Annotated in this window: 16 protein-coding genes; 2 read left to right on the top strand and 14 right to left on the bottom strand. The window is 68.0% G+C overall.

Annotated elements, in window-relative coordinates:
- Positions 1-89: 89 nt before the first annotated feature.
- Positions 90-1,061, top strand: a complete 972-nt coding sequence (locus I6H87_RS26395; RefSeq protein ID WP_010814494.1) for a Bug family tripartite tricarboxylate transporter substrate binding protein — start codon at positions 90-92, stop codon at positions 1,059-1,061.
- Between the two features lie 4 nt (positions 1,062-1,065).
- Here the strand turns inward: I6H87_RS26395 and I6H87_RS26390 are convergent, their stop codons facing one another.
- From I6H87_RS26390 to blaOXA, 14 genes are all read right to left on the bottom strand, one after another.
- On the bottom strand, positions 1,066-1,971 hold the full coding sequence (locus I6H87_RS26390; RefSeq protein WP_010814493.1) for a LysR substrate-binding domain-containing protein: 906 nt from the start codon (positions 1,969-1,971) through the stop codon (positions 1,066-1,068).
- Between the two features lie 82 nt (positions 1,972-2,053).
- The gene (locus tag I6H87_RS26385; protein ID WP_011617278.1) at positions 2,054-3,292 is read right to left on the bottom strand and encodes a metal-dependent hydrolase family protein; all 1,239 of its coding nucleotides are present in this window, start codon (positions 3,290-3,292) and stop codon (positions 2,054-2,056) included.
- Position 3,293: 1 nt separating this feature from the next.
- Positions 3,294-4,619, bottom strand: coding sequence for an MFS transporter (locus tag I6H87_RS26380; RefSeq protein WP_010814491.1), 1,326 nt, complete (start codon positions 4,617-4,619; stop codon positions 3,294-3,296).
- A gap of 307 nt (positions 4,620-4,926) precedes the next feature.
- Entirely contained in the window at positions 4,927-5,292 is a 366-nt protein-coding gene (locus I6H87_RS26375; protein ID WP_010814490.1) for an HVO_A0114 family putative DNA-binding protein, read from the bottom strand.
- Positions 5,293-5,646, bottom strand: a complete 354-nt coding sequence (locus tag I6H87_RS26370) for a toxin-antitoxin system TumE family protein (protein WP_041688113.1) — start codon at positions 5,644-5,646, stop codon at positions 5,293-5,295. It lies immediately after the preceding gene.
- Positions 5,647-5,899: 253 nt separating this feature from the next.
- Positions 5,900-6,811, bottom strand: a complete 912-nt coding sequence (locus tag I6H87_RS26365; protein ID WP_010814488.1) for a carbohydrate kinase family protein — start codon at positions 6,809-6,811, stop codon at positions 5,900-5,902.
- 29 nt (positions 6,812-6,840) lie between these two features.
- Positions 6,841-8,475 (bottom strand): glucose-6-phosphate isomerase, encoded by a 1,635-nt coding sequence (gene pgi / locus I6H87_RS26360; RefSeq protein ID WP_010814487.1) that lies wholly within the window; start codon positions 8,473-8,475, stop codon positions 6,841-6,843.
- Between the two features lie 24 nt (positions 8,476-8,499).
- Entirely contained in the window at positions 8,500-9,996 is a 1,497-nt protein-coding gene (gene zwf, locus I6H87_RS26355; RefSeq protein WP_011617276.1) for a glucose-6-phosphate dehydrogenase, read from the bottom strand.
- A gap of 45 nt (positions 9,997-10,041) precedes the next feature.
- A complete protein-coding gene (locus I6H87_RS26350) occupies positions 10,042-11,028 on the bottom strand; it encodes an ABC transporter substrate-binding protein (RefSeq protein WP_011617275.1) in 987 nt (328 codons plus the stop codon).
- Positions 11,029-11,053: 25 nt separating this feature from the next.
- Positions 11,054-12,076 (bottom strand): ABC transporter permease subunit, encoded by a 1,023-nt coding sequence (locus I6H87_RS26345; protein WP_010814484.1) that lies wholly within the window; start codon positions 12,074-12,076, stop codon positions 11,054-11,056.
- Positions 12,077-12,155: 79 nt separating this feature from the next.
- Entirely contained in the window at positions 12,156-13,718 is a 1,563-nt protein-coding gene (locus I6H87_RS26340; protein WP_041688111.1) for a sugar ABC transporter ATP-binding protein, read from the bottom strand.
- Positions 13,719-13,737: 19 nt separating this feature from the next.
- Positions 13,738-15,006: an ROK family protein gene (locus I6H87_RS26335; RefSeq protein WP_011617273.1), complete on the bottom strand. Its 1,269-nt coding sequence runs from the start codon at positions 15,004-15,006 to the stop codon at positions 13,738-13,740.
- A 201-nt stretch (positions 15,007-15,207) separates the two neighbouring features.
- A complete protein-coding gene (locus I6H87_RS26330; protein WP_231881442.1) occupies positions 15,208-16,119 on the bottom strand; it encodes a hypothetical protein in 912 nt (303 codons plus the stop codon).
- Positions 16,120-16,364: 245 nt separating this feature from the next.
- Entirely contained in the window at positions 16,365-17,204 is an 840-nt protein-coding gene (gene blaOXA / locus I6H87_RS26325; protein ID WP_011617271.1) for an OXA-1206 family carbapenem-hydrolyzing class D beta-lactamase, read from the bottom strand.
- A 152-nt stretch (positions 17,205-17,356) separates the two neighbouring features.
- On the opposite strand from blaOXA, the gene I6H87_RS26320 reads away from it, so the two are divergent.
- Positions 17,357-18,997 (top strand): hypothetical protein, encoded by a 1,641-nt coding sequence (locus I6H87_RS26320; RefSeq protein WP_041688442.1) that lies wholly within the window; start codon positions 17,357-17,359, stop codon positions 18,995-18,997.
- Positions 18,998-19,094 lie beyond the last annotated feature (97 nt).

The following is a 19,094-nucleotide window of genomic DNA, read 5'->3' as shown; positions in this document are numbered from 1 at the left end:
CAATTCACAACTATGAATAAATGCAGGTGCAGCCATGGCTGGCCATGCCGGTGCCGGCTTCCGACAACCGCCGTCCAGGAGACAACCCGATGAAACCGAACTTGCGCCGCCGCCTGATGCTGTGCGCCGCCATGCTGGGCGCGATGCCCGCGTTGGCCTGGAGTGACACCTATCCCAGCAAGCCGATCCGCATGGTGGTGCCGTTTGCGCCAGGCGGGGCCACAGACGTGGTGGCGCGGCTGATTTCGCAGAAGCTGGGCGAAGCGCTCAAGCAGTCGGTGGTGGTGGAAAACCGTCCCGGAGCCAACGGCATCATCGGCACGGACATCGTGGCGCGCGCGGCGCCGGACGGCTACACCCTGCTGCTGAACAGCGCCGGCGCGCAGACCCTCAGCCCGGTGCTGTACAAGGCGGGCTATGAGCCGCTGAAGAGCTTTGCGCCGATCTCGCAGATCAGCAATATCGGCTTCGTGATGGTGGTCCATCCGTCGGTGCCGGCCAAGACCGTGCAGGAGTTCGTGGCGCTGGCCAAGTCCAAGACCAAGCCGCTGAGCCTGTCGGCCGGCAGCAGCATGATCGAGCTGATCGGCGCCACCTTCAAGTCCGCGGCGGGCACGCCGGACGTCGTCAGCGTGTCTTACCGCGGCACCGGGCCGCAGATGCAGGCAGTGGTGGCAGGCGAGGTCGACATGACCATCGACCCGTTCAACGGCATGGCGATGATCAAGGCCGGCAAGCTGCGTCCGCTGGCGGTGTTCGCGTCCAAGCGCTCGCCCGCGCTGCCGGACGTGCCGACCATGCATGAGGCCGGCTATGACGGCATGGCCTTCAATTCCTGGGCGGGGCTGCTGGCACCGGCTGGCACGCCCAAGGAAATCGTCACGCGGCTGAACCAGGAGGTGAACCGCATCCTGGCGCAGCCCGAGATCAAGCAGCGCCTGGCAGCGATCGACTATGAGGTGGTGGGCGGCACGCCGGAGCAGTTTGCCGCGACCATTGCCGAGGATGCGGCAAGGTGGGCGAAGATCGTCAAGGATACGAACTACAAGGCGGGTTCCTGAGCGATCAGGCTGGTGCAGGCGTCGCCTGCCGCACCAGCCAGCTGCGGAACGCGCGCGCCGCGGCCGGTTCCATCCGGTCGCGCGGCCACACCGCGTAGTAGCCGCCGCCCAGGCTGGCGCTGGCCTCGCTGGCGCGCACCAGCAGGCCTTCGCGCAGGCAGGCGTCGATCATATGGCGCCAGCCCAGTACGATGCCATGGCCTTCCATGGCCAGCTGCAGCAGGATCGGGTACTGGTTGGAGGTGAGCACGTTGCGCAGCGTGGCGTCGGGCAGGCCCTGGTTGGCCAGCCAGGTCTGCCAGGACATCCACTGGCGCTGGCCGTCGTCGAGCATCAGCAGCGTTTCATTGGCCAGCGCGGCCGGGGCCAGCGTGCGGCCGTTCAGGTAGCCCGGCGCGCACACCGGGAACACTTCCTCGCCATACAGCCGTCGTGCTGCCAGTCCCGGCGGCGGGCCCTCGCGCAGGTAGTACATGCCGATATCGAACTCCGCCGGCGACAGCGACGCCAGGCTGTCGTTGACGGTCAGGCGCAGCTGGATCTCGGGGTGCGCCTCGCGGAACGAGGCCAGCCGCGGCGTCAGCCACAGCACCGCCACGCCGCTGGAGCACGCCACCGTCAGGGCGGTATGGCTGCGCACCTTCATCACGTCTTCGGTCGCTTCGGCGCAGCCCACCAGCAGGCGCTGCACCACCTCGGCATAGCGCTGGCCACTGACGGTCAGGCGCAGCGCGCGCGGTTCGCGGATAAAGAGCTTGCGCCCGAGAAAGTCTTCCAGCTGGGCCACCTGGCGGCTGATCGCGCTTTGGGTCAGGTGCAGTTCGGCCGCGGCGCGGGTGAAGCTGCCGTGGCGCATCGCGGCTTCAAACGCGACCAGGTTGGGCAGGGGCGGGAGCGGGGAAATGCGCATGGGGTTTCCGGTCAGAGAAGCCGCCATGATAGACCGCCGGCGCATCCAGATGGAGGCCAGCGGGAGGGGCGCGCCGCCCGGATCAGCCGGCGCGGCGGTGGATGCGGCCGGCCTGCATCACCACGCTCAGGCGCTCGCCCTGGCCGGCGATCAGGCCGATATCGGCCAGCGGATTGCCGTCGACCAGCAGCAGGTCGGCCAGCGCGCCGGCGCGCACGGTGCCAAGCTCGCCTTCGCGCTGCAGGATGGCGGCCGCGATCGAGGTGGCCGAGCGGATCGCTTCCAGATTGCCGAGCAGATCGGCGCGGATGCGGAACTCTTCGGCCTGGTGGTCGTGCATCTCGCCCAGCAGGTCCGAGCCATAGCCCATCGGCACGCCGGCATCGGCATAGATGCGCAGCGAGTCGCGGCCGGCCTGGCGCACGGTCTCGATCTTGGCCACGGAGTCGGCCGGCAGGCCCAGGCGGGCGCCGTCGCGCGCAAGCGCGTCGTAGGTGACCAGCGTCGGCACCACGAAGGCGCCGTGCCTGCGCATCTCGTCGGCGCTGTCGCGGTCGACCAGGTTGCCGTGCTCGATGGTGCGCACGCCACAGCGCACCGCGCGCGTGATGGCGCGGCCGGTGTAGGCGTGGGCCATCACATAGGTCTGTGCGGCTTCGGCTTCGGCAACGATCGCGCGGATCTCGTCTTCGCTGTACTGGGTGTTGCCGATCGGGTCGGTAGGCGAGGCCACGCCGCCCGAGGCCATGATCTTGATCTGGCTGGCGCCCTTCTGGATTTCTTCGCGCACGGCTAGGCGCACGGCATCGACGCCATCCACCACGCGCGCGATGGCACCGGCGCGGAAGGCACACGAACAGGGCTCCAGCACATCCGAGCGCGGACGGAAATCACCATGGCCGCCGGTCTGCGACAGTGCCTTGCCCGACGCAAAGATGCGCGGCCCCGGCACCAGCCCGGTGGCAACCGCCTGCGACAGGCCCCAATCGGCGCCGCCGGCATCGCGCACGGTGGTGAAGCCGCGCTCCAGCATGCGCTGCATGATCGGCAGCGCGCGGATCGCCACCAGCACGTTGGGCTGCACCGCGTTCAGGCCGAGGTTGGCCAGCGAGGCCAGCACATGCACGTGGCAGTCGATCAGGCCGGGCATCACGGTCTTGCCGCGCGCGTCGATGCGCTGTGCGTTGGGGGCATCGATGGCCGGGCCGACCGCGGCAATGCGCTCGCCTTCAACCAGGACATCGTGGCCGCGCAGGAGCTCGCCCGTGGCGGGTTCGAGCACATCGCCGCCGTGGAAAAGGATCTGGGGACTCTGGGACATGTCAGCGTTGTTGCAGGTAGGAAGGTTCGCGCACGAAGCGGGTGCCGACCAGGCTGATGGCGGCGGCGATCATCACGTAGATGGCCGGGGCCATGCTGCTGCCGGTGGTGGCGATCAGCCAGGTGATGATGAACGAGGCAAAGCCACCGAAGATCGTCACCGCGAAGTTGTAGGCCACCGACAGGCCGGTCGACAGCACGCGCGCCGGGAACAGTTCGGAGAACGCCGCCAGGATCGGGCCGGTATAGGTGGCGATCAGCACGCCGAACACCAGCTGGAATACCAGCAGCGAAGCCAGGCCGGGCGCATGGTTGATATACGCGAACATCGGCCACGCCAGCACCAGGATCAGCAGCGCCGAGCCGCTCAGCAGCACGCGCCGGCCGATGCGGTCGGCCAGCAGGCCCACCAGCGGCGCGAACACCATGATGGCACTGCCGCCCGCCATGCCGGCGATAAAGCCATCGGCCTGCGGCACCTTCAGCACCTTGACCGCGTAGGTCGGCATGTAGAACAGCAGCACATAGGTGCACACCGTCCACAGGATCACCATCGAGAAGCTGGCCAGGGTCTCGCGCGGGTAGGCCTGCACGATTTCCTTGAGCGGTGAATCGGCGCGCTCGGCGTTGTCGCGGAAGGTCGGGGTTTCATCGAGGTGGTGGCGGATGTAGTAGCCCACCGGGCCGATCACGATGCCCAGCAGGAACGGCAGGCGCCAGCCCCAGCTGTTGAGTGCCTCGGTGCTCAGCGAACTGGTGACGAAGGTGCCCACCGCCGCGCCCAGCAGCACGGCCACGCCGATGCTGGCCTGGATCCAGCTGGAGTAGTAGGCACGCTGGCGCGCCGGGGCGTACTCGGTCAGGAAGGCGGTGGCGCCGCCCATCTCGCCGCCGGCGGAGAAGCCCTGCATCAGGCGCGCCACCACGATCAGCAGCGGGGCGAAGAGGCCGATCTGGTCGTATGTGGGCGCAATGCCGATCAGCGTGGTGCCGAGCGCCATCAGCAGGATGGTCAGCGACAGTGCCGCCTTGCGGCCCACGCGGTCGGCGTAGATGCCCAGCACGATGCCGCCCACCGGGCGCATGAAGAAGCCCACGCCGAAGGTGGCCACGGCCAGCAGCAGCGAGCTGAGGTCGTCGCCGGTGGGAAAGAACAGCTTCGCGATGATGACCGCGAAGAAGCTGTAGACGGTGAAATCGAACCATTCCAGGCCATTGCCGATCACCGTCGCGATGATGGCGCGGCGGCGCTGGCTGGGCTGGATGGCGGGCGCCGCTGGCGCAGCCGGTGTGTAGGGCGCGCTCGTTGGCGCAGCGCTGTTTTGCATGGGTGTTTCCTCCTCTGTGACAGCTGCCGGGGGCAAGGGCCGGTGTCGTCTCAGGCCGGCCGGGCAGATGGTGCAGCTGATGTTAGGAGAAGGCGGGGCGCAGACGGTAGCGATATCTCCGCATGAATGCATGCGCGTGGCGCATGGCTCGGGGTGATCGCGTCGTTGAGAGTATTTGCCGCCCGGACATTGCCGCCTGCTCAAGAGCAGCAGTTTCGCGGCGCTCAACCCCGGGCAGCTGCTGTGGCCGGCGTTCCTGCTGTAGTGGCAAGCGCGCGGGCCATGCAGCCAATCATGTCAGCGGACGCTAGTGAAAAGCAAGCTCAAGCTCCACGCCGCTGTAGTCAACGCGCGGAGCAAGCCTGCGGCGTGGCCCTTGTTCAAAGTGAATCAAGCCATAGCCCTCCATCGTGCGGAGTGTCCGCGACAGGTTCGACACGGCCCGTCCGGTTTTTTGCGATAGCTCTTCGAGCGATTCAGGATTCGTTTCCGCGATCAGCGCAAGCAATTGGCGATTGGCTGGGGACAGGACCTTTGCCAGCACGTCCAGCGATTGAAACCAGACCTTGGGCTCATCCTTTCCGGGCTTGAGTTTGCCGCGGGCGATCGCCATGGTGCGGGCCTTGAAGTCGTCCAGTGAGGCGATGCCAATCTTGAGGTTGCCGCTCATCATTCACTCCTTTTGCTGCAGGATCTTGTCGACCTCTGTCCAGAAATCTTCCAGCAACGTGGAAGCATCGTGGTAGCCGTAGAATCGAACGCCCGCCGCCATGTGCTGGTGGTCGTATTCAATGCGCGTCCGCACTCCTGGCCCGGATCCCTCATTGATGCCGTGCGCATTGTCAAAGCCAAGCAAACGGCAGCCAATCCTGTCATGCAGTGTCAGCGAATACCTCAGTCCGTGAGGGCGTTCCTGCGAGACAGCGCAGGTGCGCACCACGATTTTCACCCAATGCAAGCTTTCGTCATCCATGACGAAGCGGAGCCCATCCAGGTCCAATAGTGTGTCGAGGCTACGGTCGCGCATAGGTATGCTATCACAGTGTGATAAGTATAGCGAGCCCGACCGCTTGCATAGTTTCGTACGTCCATAGGACGCCCGAACAACGTTTGTCTGTGGCCAAGGCCCGTCTGGTTAGCACATCACTTTGCCACCGACAATGTAACGAGGAGGTTATTTTCTGGAAATCTGGCGCATATTCAGAGCTTTCCCAAAGGGCTTTCCTTGCTGGCTCCGGCTTTTCCGTTGCTGATCGCTTGCGGCTCCTGTCGCCGGCCCTTCAGGCAGCCAGCAATTCTTCCACTTCCTCGCGCCGCGGCGGATACGCGCCGGCCCGGGTCGCAGCAATTGCCGCCGCGGCGGCAGCCAGCCGCGCCTGCGCGGCAAGGTCGCCCGCCGCGCCGGACAGCACGCCGGCCATCCAGCCGCCCATCGCCGCATCGCCACAGCCGACGGTGTCGGCCACATCAACTGCGAGCGCGGGCTGCTCGACGACAATACTGCCCTTGAGCAACGTCATGCCATGCGCGCCGCGCGTCAGCATGACGGTTGCATCGGGCGCCATGGCGCGTACCTGTGCCAGTGCCGCGTCGATATCGAGCGTGGGAAAGAGTCCGGCCAGGTCTTCGTCGGAGATCTTGACGTAGCTGGCCAGCCGCAGCATGTGTGCGAGGACGTTGGCGTAGCCCGGTGCGCGCATCAGGTCCCGGAAGTTGGGGTCGAAGGCAATGCGCTTGCCCGCCGTTGCGGCCAGCGTGGCTTCTTCACACAGCCGTGCCGCCAGCGGCTGGCGCACCAGGCTGATGGAGCCGAAGTGGATCACCTCTGCCGCCTGGCGCCAGCCCTCTGGCAGGCGCGCCGGATCGAAATGCAGGTCCGCGCTGTCGTCGCCGACAAAGAAGTACTGCGGCGGATGGCGTGACGCGACAAAGGCCAGCAACGGCGAGCGCGCCACCCGCTGCAGGAAGCGGCTGTCCAGGCCGGCGTCAGCGCTGGCTTGGGCCAGGTCATCGCCGAACAGGTCCTGGCTGACGGCTCCCGCAAAGGCGGTGGCAATGCCCAGCCGGGCGCCCACGCGCGCCACGTTCCAGCATGAGCCGCCGGGCAGGCCCAGCCAGCTGCCGTCGGCCTGGCGGACCATGTCGGTCAGGGCTTCTCCGAACACGACATAGCGGGGAAGGGGCGTGGACATCGGCGTCTCCTGTGTTGTTTGCCGCGGGGTTAGCCTGCGGCCGTTGCCCGCACTGCCTGGGCGCGGCGGATCAGTGCGGCCGTCGACGCATCATGCGCGGCGGCGCCGGCCGTGCCTTCCAGTTCGCGCTGGATCGGCGCGGCCAGTTTCTTGCCGAGTTCCACGCCCCACTGGTCAAACGAATTGATCTGCCACAGCGCACCCTGCACGAAGGTGCGGTGTTCCGACAGCGCCAGCAGCGCGCCCAGGTGGTACGGGTCCAGCCGCTGCAGCAGCAGCGTATTGCTGGGCCGGTTGCCCTCGAACACCAGGTGCGGCACCAGCGCTTCGTCGCGCACGCCCTCGGCGCGCACTTCGTCGGCGGTGCGCCCGCGCAGCAGCGCCTCGCCCTGTGCAAAGCAGTTGGCCAGCAGCTTGGTATGGTGGCCGGGCAAGTCGCTCACGGGTTCCAGCGTGGCGATGAAGTCTACCGGAACCAGCTGCGAGCCCTGGTGCATCATCTGGAAGTAGGCGTGCTGGCCGTTGGTGCCGGTCGTGCCCCATACCACAGCGGCCGAGCCCGCATCGAGCGCGCCGCCGTCAAGCCGCACGGACTTGCCGTTGCTTTCCATTTCCAGTTGCTGCAGGAAGGCCGGCAGCAGTTCCAGCGGCTCGCAGTAGGGCGCCACGCAGCGGCTGCCGGCGCCGAGGAAGCTGCGGTACCAGACGTCGAGCAGGCCCAGGATCATCGGCAGGTTGCGCTCGGGCGGTGCGCTGGCGAAATGCAGGTCCATCGCGCGCGCGCCGTCCAGCAATTGCCGGAAGCGCTCGAAGCCGATGGCCACGGCGATCGAAAGTCCCACTGCGGACCACAGCGAGAAGCGTCCGCCCACCCAGTCCCAGAACGGGAACATATTGGCCGGGTCGATGCCGAACTCGGCCACCGCATCGCGGTTGGTCGACACCGCCACGAAATGGCGCGCCAGCCCGGCGCGGGTCACGCCTTGCTGCAGGAACCAGTCGCGCGCGGTGCAGGCGTTGGCCATGGTTTCCAGCGTGGTGAAGGTCTTGGAGCAGACGATCACCAGCGTGGTGGCGGCATCCAGCCCCGACAGCGTGCGTGCCAAATCGCTGCCGTCGACATTGGCGACAAAGTGCATGCGCGGGCCGGTGGTTTGTGCATCGCTCAGCGCGCGGCAGACCATGCGCGGGCCCAGGTCCGACCCGCCGATGCCGATATTGACGACGTCGGTGATCGCGCGGCCATCGAACCCGGTCCAGGCGCCACTGCGCACCGCGTTGGCAAAGCGCTCGATCTGTGCCAGCACCGTGGCTACGTCAGCGCCCACGGGCACGCCGAGCGCGCGATAGCCGTCCTCCGGATAGGCGCGCAGCGCGATATGCAGTGCTGCGCGGTGCTCGGTGGTGTTGACCGGTTCGCCGCCGAACATGGCGTCGCGCCGCTCGGCCACGCGCGCCTGGCCAGCCAGGGTGAACAGCAACGCCAGCGTTTCGTCGGTGATGCGGTTCTTGGCGTAGTCCAGCGTCAGGCCGCAGGCTTCGGCGGTGAAGCGCTCGGCGCGCAGCGGGCCGCGCGGGCCTTCGAACCAGTCGCGCATATGGGTGCCGCGCAGGGTGTCGGCGTGCGCGCGCAGGGCTTGCCAGGCGGGCAGGGAAGTGGTCATGTCAGATACTCCGCAATACGTGGGCTACATCTCTTCATGCCAGGCCATGCCGTCTCGCGACAGCAGGGCACTGGAGGCTGCCGGGCCCCAGGTGCCGGCGGTGTAAGGCTTGGGCGGCGTGGGCGAGTTCTCCCACGTCTTCAGGATGGGCGCGACCCAGCGCCACGCCTGTACCTGCTCATCGCGCCGCACGAACAGGCCCAGCCGGCCGCGGATCACGTCGAGCAGCAGGCGCTCGTACGCGCCCACGCGCCGTACACGTGGGGCGGCAGTGTTCAGCTGCAGGTCGAGGGACGCGGGAATCAGCGCCTGCGTGTCGCCCGGCTGCTTGGTCAGGAAATACAGCCGGATGCTCTCCTCGGGCTGCAGCGTGATCACCAGCCGGTTGCCGGACATGATTCCCAGCGGGTGCGGGAACAGCGGGTAGGGCACGTCATGGAAATGGATTACGATCTCCGCCACGCGCGACTGCATGCGCTTGCCGGTACGCAGGTAGAACGGCACCCCGGCCCAGCGCCAGTTGGCGATCTCGGCGCGGATAGCGACGAAGGTCTCGGTGCGGCTGTCGGGCGCGATGCCGGGTTCACTGGCATAGCCGGGCACCGGGTCGCCGCCCGCGGCGCCACGGGAGTACTGGCCACGCACCACCTTTTCGGCCACGTCTTCCGGCCGGATCGGCCGCAGCGCCTTCAGGATCTTGAGCTTCTCATCGCGGATGGCGTCTTCCGACAGGCTCGTGGGCGGCTCCATCGCCACCATGCACAGCAGCTGCAGCAGGTGGTTCTGCACCATGTCGCGCAGCGCGCCGATGCCGTCATAGAAGTTGCCGCGGCGCTCCACGCCCAGCTCTTCGGCGATGGTGATCTGCACCTGGCGCACCCATTCGCGCCGCCACAGCGGCTCGAACAGCACGTTGCCAAAGCGCACCGCCATCAGGTTCTGCACCGACTCCTTGCCCAGGTAGTGGTCGATCCGGTAGATCTGGTCCTCGGCAAAGTGCCGCGCCACTTCCGCGTTGATGGCCTCGGACGAGGCCAGGTCGTGCCCGAGCGGTTTTTCCAGCACGATGCGGCTGCGCGGGCCGGTCAGGCCCACGCGCGCCAGTTGCTCGCAGATGGTGACGAACAGGTGCGGGGCCGTGGCCAGGTAGAACACCACCACTGGCGCCGCGCGCGCATTGACCAGCTCGGCCAGCGCGCCGAAGCCGGCATCGGCGTTGGCATCGACCTGCAGGTACACGATGCGGTCGAGAAAGCCCTGCCACGCTGCGGCCGCGGCGTTGCCGGCCAGCGCTGGCAGCACTTCGTCGTTTAGCATCGCCAGGTAGGCGTCATGCGACAGCGGCTGGCTGCCCAGTGCCAGGATGCGCCCGCGCGGATGCAGCGAACCGGCGGCGTGGGCATCGAACAGTGCCGGCAGCAGCTTGCGCCGCGCCAGGTCGCCGGTGGCGCCGAACAGTACGAAATCGAACTCTGGAGCAGGTTCAGGTGCCGGAGCGCCGGCAGGGGGGCTAGCCATCATGGAATCAGCAAATGGAAAAGAGGGTGGAAGGACCGGCCGTGCCGCTTACCGCGGCGCGGCCCAGCCCTTGTACTGGCCTACATTGGCACGCGTCACCAGCGTGGACGGCAGCAGCACGGTCGGGTTGGGCGGGCGCTGGCCATTCATCATGCCCACGCCCAGTTGCACAGCGGTGCGGGCAATGGCCCACGGGTCCTGGCTGGCCGAGGCCTGCACCAGCGTGTCGGCCTTCAATGCCGCCTCGATGTCAGGCGCGCCGTCGACCGAGGCAATCACGATGCCGCGGCGGTTGAGCTGGCGCGCGGCCAGGTCCGCGCCCACGGCCTGCGGGTCGTTGATGGTGAAGACCGCATCCACCTTGGGAAAGCGCGTCAGGTACAGCTGCATTACGTTCAGCCCGCCTTCGCGGGAGCCCTTGGCATCCTGGTCGTCGGACAGGATGCGGATATCGGGGTGGCGCGCCAGCACGGTCTTGCAGCCCTTGACCCGGTCCAGCACCGCCGATACGGGCGGGCCGTTCTGGATGATGACGTTGCCGCGGCCCTTGAGCCGGTCGGCGATAAAGCCGCAGGCGAGTTCGCCGGCCTGGGTGTTGTCGGTCTGCACGGTGGCATCGGCGCCGGCGGCGGCCACATCGACCGCCACCACCACGATGCCGGCCTTGCGCGCCTTGCGTACCGCCGGCTCGATGGCGCGGGCGTCGGCGGCGTTGATCAGGATCAGGTCGACGCCGGCGACGATAAAGCTGTCGATGTGCATGAACTGCTTGTTCAGGTCGTAGTCCGCCGACAGCACGGTGACCTTTGCCTTCGGGTTGGCCTGCAGGGCCGCGGCCTCGGCACCGCGGGCCAGTGCGACAAAATACGGGTTGCCCAGCGAACCCAGGGTCACGCCAACCTTCTTGAGCGGGCGCTGCACGGACTGGACATCTGAAGCCGGCGCGGTCTGCGCGGGCGCTTGTGCCAGGGCCGGCGCCGCGCACAGCGCTGCCAGCGCGCTCGCGGCAAGGGCTTTGAGGATGGGTTGGATCACGGTCTGTCTCCTGTGCGGCCGCAGCTCAGGTACGGGCCGAGCCCTTCTGGCGATAGCGGTCGAGCGCGACCGCGCCGATGATCACCAGGCCCTTGATGATGTATTGCCAGATATCCGACACGCCCAGCAGGATCAGCCCGTTGGACAGCACCGCGATGATCAGCGCACCCACCAGCGTGCCGGCAATCGATCCGACCCCGCCGACAAAGCTGGTGCCGCCCAGGATCACCGCGGCGATCGCATCCAGCTCATAGGACTGCCCCAGCTGCAGCCCGTTGGCCGCATACAGCCGCGACGCCGACATCACGCCGCCCAGCCCCGACAGCAGGCCCGACACCGCATAGACGAACAGAAGCACCACCCACACCTTGATGCCCGACAGGCGCGCCGCCTCGGCATTGCCGCCGACCGCGTAGATCTGCAGCCCCAGCACCGTGCGGCGCAGCACCAGCCACGACACCGCGACCACCGCAACGGCAATCACCACCAGCCAGGGGATGCCCAGCAGGTCGCCGTTGCCGATAAATGCGAACGGGATATCCGGGTTGTAGACCGTGCTGTCGTTGCCGACCAGCCGCGCCAGCCCGCGCACCGCGGTCAGGCTGCCCAGCGTCACGATGAACGGCGGCAGCTTCATGAAGGCGATCAGCGCACCGTTGACCAGTCCGAACAGCAATCCGCACAGCAGCGCTGCCGGCACGCTCAGCGCCGCCAGTTGCGGCATCAGCGAGACCAGCATCGCCACCACGGCCGACACCGACAGGATCGATCCCACCGACAGGTCGATGCCCCCGGTCAGGATCACGAATGTCATGCCCGCGGCCAGTACCAGGTTGATCGACGCCTGCTGGGCGATGATCGACAGGTTCTGCAGGCTGGCGAAGTTCTCGGTCAGCAGCGTGAAGCCAAAGCAGAGCAGCACCAGCACCGGCAGCATGCCGAGCGCGCGCAGGCGTTCCTGCGTGGTGGCGCGGCCGGTGGCGTGGCCCACCGGCGTGGCAGCCTGGGCGGTGACGCCATGGGCCGTGGATGAGAGGGGATTGCGCATATGTGTCTCCTGATGCTGCGAGGCGGGATGCCGCCCCGGTGCGGCCGTTCTTTGCCGGCCTGTACGGGAATTCAGCGGTTCAGTGCAGGACCGGGGGCGGTTGCTCGCCGGCGCCGGTCGCCAGCGCAATGATCCGTTCCTGCATGGCGGCGGCATCGGCGCAGCCCGGCACTTCGCCGGCCAGCTCGCCTTCGCGCATCACCAGCACGCGGTCGCACAGGCCGACCACCTCGGGCAGTTCGCTGGAAATCATCAGCACCGCCACGCCGGAGCTCGCCAGCTCATTGATGAGCCGGTAGATCTCGGCCTTGGCGCCGATATCCACGCCGCGCGTGGGCTCGTCCAGGATCAGCACGCGCGGCCGGGTTTCCAGCAGCCGCGACAGCATCACCTTCTGCTGGTTGCCGCCGGATAGCGATCCCACGTTGACCTGCGGGTGCGCCACGCGGATGCCGAGCGAGCGGATCGCCGCGGCGGTGCGCTGGCGCGCGCTGGCGCGGTTCAGGCGCCCGCCGCGCAGCGCATCGCGCGCGGCCACGATCAGGTTGATGTTCTCGTGCACGCTCTGGTCCAGGAACAGGCCCTGCAGCTTGCGGTCTTCGGTCAGGTAGGCAATGCCGGCATCGATCGCCTGGCGCGGGCCGGTGACGGCCAGCGGCGTGCCGGCCACGAACACGGCGCCATCGGTGCGGGCATCGGCGCCGAAGACTAGCCGCGCCAGCTCGGTGCGCCCGGCGCCCACCAGCCCGGCCAGGCCCAGCACCTCGCCGGCGCGCAGGTCGAAGCTGCAGCCGCGCACGCGCCGGCCATCGGACATATTGCGCACCGACAGCATGATCTCGCCCGGCGCGGCCGCGCCATGGGTCTTGGTGTAGAAGCCGGACAGGTCGCGCCCGACCATCATCTTGACCAGCGCCGCCTGCGTCAGAACGTCGCGCGTGAGCGTGCCGACAAAGCAGCCGTCGCGCAGCACGGTGACGCGGTCGGCCAGCTCATCGATTTCCGCCATACGGTGGCTGATATAGATGATGGCCATGCCTTCGGCGCGCAGCTGGCGGATCAGGGCGAACAGGCGGTCGGTCTCGCGGGTGGACAGCGGCGTGGTGGGCTCGTCCATCACCAGGATGCGGGTCTCGAAATGCACCGCGCGCGCGATCTCCACCAGCTGGCGCTGCGCGATCGACAGCGTATGCACCGGCGTCTGCGGCGTGAAGTCCGCGCCCAGCCGGGCCAGCGTGGCCTCGCAGGCGCGCGCCATGGCGGCGCGGTCGACCATGCCGCGGTGGTGCAGGTGGCGGCCCAGGTAGATATTCTCGGCCACGCTCAGGTTGGGCGCCAGGCTCAGCTCCTGGTAGATCACGGCCACGCCGTGGGCGCGCGCCGTGGCCGGGCCGTCGATGGCCACCGGCTTGCCGGCGATGCGGCACTCGCCGCCCGGGTCGGCGATGTAGGCGCCGGACAGGATCTTCATCAGCGTGGATTTGCCGGCGCCATTCTCGCCCATCAGGGCATGGACTTCGCCGGCGTAGACGGTCAGCTCCATGTTGCTGAGCGCCTTCACGCCGGGGAAGGTCTTGGAGATATTGCGCAGTTCAAGCAGCGGCGCTGGGCCCGCATGGCCGCCATGCAGGTGCGCTGCCATGGGCGAGGTACGCGGTGCTTCAGACAATGGCATGGCCGGCCTCCGGAACGATGGCAGACGCGCCCCGTAGCAGTTCGGCGCGCGGCGAGAAGTTCATGAACATCGGCAGCGACGCGGCACCCACCGCGCCGGCGTTGGCGCCAAAGCAGCCGCGCACCACGGTGGCGGGCGCGCGGGCTTCGGGGGCGCTTTCATCCAGCACCTGCTGCAGGCGCGCAATCAGCGTGGCGACCAGGCCGCCGTCGATATCGGCATCGAAGATCACCAGCGGCACGTCGAGCACGGCGAGGGCGGACTGCAGCGCCGGCGCCAGCGCATCGACGCAGTCGGCAATCCATTCCTCGACCGCGGGGTGGCCCAGCTCGACCTGGCGCTGCAGGTCGGCATGGCCGTTGACCACCACGCCGTGGTGGCGCAGGTGGCGGGTCAGGGCGTTGAGCGACGCGCGCGAGATCAGGATGTCGCGCCGCTTGCCGGTGCCGGTGGCAACCGGCGCGGAGGGCAGGGTGCTGGGCGGCACCGGCATCATCGCGATATCGCCGGCATTGCCGGAGACACCGCGCACGCAGTCGCCATTGAGCACCACGCCGCCGCCGATGGCGGGGCCAAGGAAGACATAGAGGAAATGCCGGGCATGGTGGCGCCCGTAGAACAGTTCGGCCACCGCGGCGGCGGTGCCGTCGTTCTCGCCGAAGACCGGCAAGCCGGTGGCGGCGTTGAGCATTGCCGGGAAGTCAGCCTGGTCCCAGGCGCGGAAGCTTGCCTGGAAGGCTTCGCCCTGTACGTCCAGCTCGCGCAGCCAGGCACCCAGGTTATAGGGCTGCGCCACGCCGATGCCCAGCAGGCGCTTCTGTTCGGTGGGGGTGAGCAGGGCGCGCAGCTCGGCAATATCGTGCCGCACCATTGCCAGCGCCTGGTCAGGGTGGGGCAGGACCAGCTGGTGGGCGCGGCTGGCCAGGATATGGCCGGCAAAGTCCACCATCACCACCTCGATGCTGCCGCGGTCCAGCCGTACGCCAATGCCGAAGGCGCCCTTGGGCTGCAGCCGGATCAGGCTGGCCGGCTGGCCGCGCTGGCCTTCCGTGCGGCGCCCGGACTGTTCGACCAGACCTTCCTCGGACAGGGTCTGCACGATGCTCCCCACCGCCGTATTGGTCAGCTGCGCCATGCGCGCCAGGTCAGCCTTGGAGGCCTCGCCGGCACGGCGCAGCGCCAGCAGCAGCGCGCGTTCGTTGTACAGGCGCAGGCTGGCGGAATTCACGCCACGGCCCGCTTTGGATGCGGTCATCTTGTCTCCGTCCGCTATTAATTAATTCATGTTGAATTAAATGATATGGGTGCGCAGAACTCAACCGCGGGGAAACCCGGAGGGCGGATGCGCCGCCTGGGTGTCAGGTGATCGGGAAGCCACTGCCATGGCTCGGAAGGAAGAAGGTAGCGGCGGTCCGCCCGCAGGAGGACCGCCCGGGGGCGTTGCGGGGGGGCGGGCTTATTGTTTGGACATCTGCATGGTGAAGTACCCGCCGGTCCCGGTGCTGGCGGCCATCACCAGCGTGCGTGCATAGCGCGTGCTGCTGCTCACGATGATGCTGCCGTCGGCCGGCATCAGGCGGATCGCGGCAAAGCCGTTGTGCGGCACGCCGGTCGACAGCGCGCAGCCGGTGCTGCCCGGCTGCGTGGAGTTTTCGGCAACGATCCTGACCGCATACAGGTTCTTGGCCGATCCCGGGGTGGCAAGCGTTGCCGTGCCCTGCAGGTCGCAAATGCGGGTGCCGCTGGTATAGGTACCGGTGACGTTGCCCGCGTCATCGATCTGCATGGCAAAGCCGTCTTGCTTCCAGTTGCCGGCGATGGCAGCCTGGTCCACGGCTAGCGCGTTGGACGGATCATAGGTACCGGATAGCAAATTGATAGGGTTGCTTGGCGTGGCGACGAAATTGCCGTCAAAGCGCTGCCCCGGGGTAATGGTGCCGGCCCCGGTGGCCGGGTAGGCAAAGCCGGTTTCGTACAGCGTGCCGGGGCCCAGCGTCCAGGCCGAGCCAGAAAACTGGAACGCGCCTGCCAGCACGCCCGTCAGTCTCGCGTGCACGAACTTCCCGCTGTTGTCGACCAGCGTGGCGTTCATGAAGCCGACCCAGAGACCTTCGCTGCCATTGCCGACCGTTGCCGTCGAGCCCGGTTGCGGTGCGCTCAGGCTCGGCGGCAGCTCGCCAGTGGGTGCAGGTTGCGGTGCTGCTTCGGGCGAGGGCTCAGGCTTTGGTGCAGGCGCCGGTGCCGGATTATTTTCGGACGGTGGCGTTTGTGCCGCCGGTGTGGTCGTTGCGTCGTCCCCGCCGCCGCCACAGGCGGCCAGCAGCGCGATGGCCGACAGCAGGGCTGCCGGCATTGCCATTTTTCTCATTGGATTTCACCTCCGGATTGTGGGAAAGGTCTAGCTGTCCCGTTGCATATGGGCGTCGGGCAGATCCCACTACGGAATGGTTGCGTCGGGCGACGCGGTGGGAAATGCCGGCCGGCCAAAGCTATCGATCCGGGGTCGGCAGGTAAATCAGACGGATCTGAAATACGGGGGAGAAATTGCCTGTGTGAATATCCGAGGGCAGTCACTGCAGGCGGCCGCGCGTGCGGCGGGCGCCTTCGGCTGCGTCAATCCGGCAACGCCCCCGCCTGCCGCAGCGCCGCGCGCGCAATCTCCATGCGCGCCTTGGCGTGTTCGGGCTGCACCATGTCGAGATTGAGTGCAAACAGGTAGTCGTCGTCGCCACGCTCAACCCAGCCCACCAGCCAGCCCACTGCGGGCTTGGCCGAATCGGCCCACCCGGTCTTGGCGTGCAGGGTGTAGCCGGCGGTGCGCTCCATCACAGTGATGTCGTCCACGGCCTTGAAGGTGGTCGGGGAGAACGGCAGCGTGCGCTGTACCACGCCCTTCAGGAAGTCGATCTGCTGGTAGGCGGAGATCTGCAGCGTGCCGTTCAGCCAGAAGCGGTCGACCTGGCCGGAGCTGTTGGCATTGCCATAGTGCGATGCGGTCAGGTAGCGCTGGTAGGCCGCGCTGCCAACCCGCCGCGCCAGCGCCTGGTAGGCCGGCACGCAGGAATTCGGGAAGGCGACGCGCAGCGGCACGTCAGCGTTGCAGGCGTCGGGCAGGACAGCCTTGCCGCCGACCAGCCAGACCTTGCCGTCCCACGGCAGCTTGTCATGGTCGACGTCGGCCACGGCACCGCTCTCCAGGCCGATCATCGAGTTCAGGATCTTGAAGGTCGACGCCGGCGAGTACTGCGTGGCCGCACGCGGCTTGTTGTAGGTCAGCATGCGGTCGCGCCGCAGGTCGTAGATCACCATGGTGCCGGTGGCATCGGCCTGGCGGAACAGCGCCGCGGCATCCAGCGGGACTTCTTTCGGTGCCGCCAGGGCGGGCAGGGTGGAGGCGAGCAGGCCGAAGCCGATCGCCATCGGTGTCAGCAGACGAGCAAGATGTTTGTTCATGGCTTTGCAGAAGAGTTGAGGGGATGGCAATCCGGGCCCGGACCGTGGTGCGCAGCATAGGAGAGCGTCCGGATAAGGCCAACCGCGTTGGCTGTAACTTGCGTAACATGACGGGCGCCACCAGCGGTTTTCACTCGATCCCTGCCTACCTGATGCCAGCCACGCCTGCTCCGATCCATATCGACGTGTCGGCCCCGTACCGGGTCGACGGCCAACCCGCGCGCTACCAGTCGGTCTGGCTGCTGGCGCGCATCTGGCATGCGCATCGCACCGGGGAGGGCGGTGTCACCGCGGCGGTGGTGCGCAGCGCCTTCCCGACGGCGGCCAACCTGCGCATGCTGGTGTCGCGCGCGTTCGCGGACTTTGCGCGCTGGCAGGTGGTGGTCGGATGGGGGGCCGACCGCCAGCGCGACCCGGCCGCGGCCAATCCGGCGCAGCGCAGCCGCGGGCCGTTCTGGATCACGGCAGCGTGCGCGCGCCACCTGCGCTTTGTGGCGGACGGGCGCACGCTGGGCCCGGCCGCGCTGGCCCGCCGCCTTGGCTTTCCCACGGGGCCGCAAGCGGCGCCGGCGGGCCAGCCGGACGGCGTCGGCTACGTGATGCGCGACATGGCCTTCTGGAGCGAGCTGACCCAGGCCATGCGCGGCGCGCAGGACGGCCACGCGGGCATGCACGGCTCGGCCGTGGCCGAGTCCTTCCGCGCGGCAGGCCGCAGTGCCGGCGACGGATTCCAGCAAGCACTGTCATTGCTCAAGGAAAGCCTGGCGTGGCGGCGCTGCGGCCGCCTCGATCAGAGCCGGGCGGCACTCAGGCGTGTCGACCGCCTGGTGCAGGCGGCTGAGGCCGGCGCAGCGACGCCCGCGTTCTGCGCCATGGCGCATATCGTGCGGGCCTGGGAGCGCTATACCCGCGGTGACAGCGACGGCGCGCGTGCCGGCCTGGAAGGGCTGCAGTCCGATCCGGAACTGCGCCTGGTGGTGCGCTACAACCCGCGCGTGCGCTTTGAAGTGCTGAACCTCGAAGCGCTGCTGCACAAGGCCGATGCCATGCGCGCCGGTCATGCCGGCACGGCGCGGGCCGCGCAGCTGGCGCTGGATACCTTCGCCGGTGCGCTGCAGGCCGCCTACGAGGCGGATTCCGTCGACGCCGTGCAGCATGCCGCGGCCAATATCGGCCTGTGCCTGTGGCTGTTCTGGCAGCACGGCCTGGTCGATGCCGCGCGCACCTTGTCCGCCAGCGCGGTGCAGCGGCAGGCGATGCGCTGGCTGGGCTTGTCGGAGTGGATCTGCGACCGGTTCGGCGTGGGCGGTGGCACGGCGTGGAACGCAATCTTCCTGTTGCGCATCGCACGCGGCAGCTGCGGGCCCGATACCCCGCCGTCCGACCGGCCAGCCAGGGCCAACGACAGCATGGCCGCGTTCCGCCGCCAGCGCCCGCTGTCCGTTGCCGACGCTGTCGACGCACTGCGGCCGTTCCACGCGCCGTTCGCACCGGCCAAGGGCTTCGTGCGCTGGTCCGCCGTGGCTGCGTTCGCGCTGGAAGACCATGACGCCGGCCACGTCAGGCTGGGGCCGTTGCAGCTGGCCAACCTGCTGCTCGAATCGGCCTGGTACCTCACCCACGAGCAAGGCGCTACCGCCATAGCGTGTGCCGCGGTGGAGCGGCTGGCCGCCCAGTTGCCGGCGCTGCGGCCGGCCGAGCGTGCCTTCTTCACCGTGGAATTGCGTGCCTTGCCGCCTGAGTTGCGCGATGCTGCCGCGGAAGCTTCGCGGCGCCGGCGCAAGGCGGCGTGAGGGCTGGGAGCACCCAGACAGCAAGCCAACGGTTTTGGGTGCGCCAAAGCCGCCCGAACTAGCCTAAGCAAGGTGTTCTCCCTCTCCCCTCATGGGG

Origin of the sequence: Cupriavidus necator, from assembly GCF_016127575.1 — a bacterium.
GTDB classification, from domain to species: domain Bacteria; phylum Pseudomonadota; class Gammaproteobacteria; order Burkholderiales; family Burkholderiaceae; genus Cupriavidus; species Cupriavidus necator_D.
The sequence above is the reverse complement of the archived record's forward strand: the minus strand, read 5'-3'. Positions and strand labels throughout refer to the sequence as shown.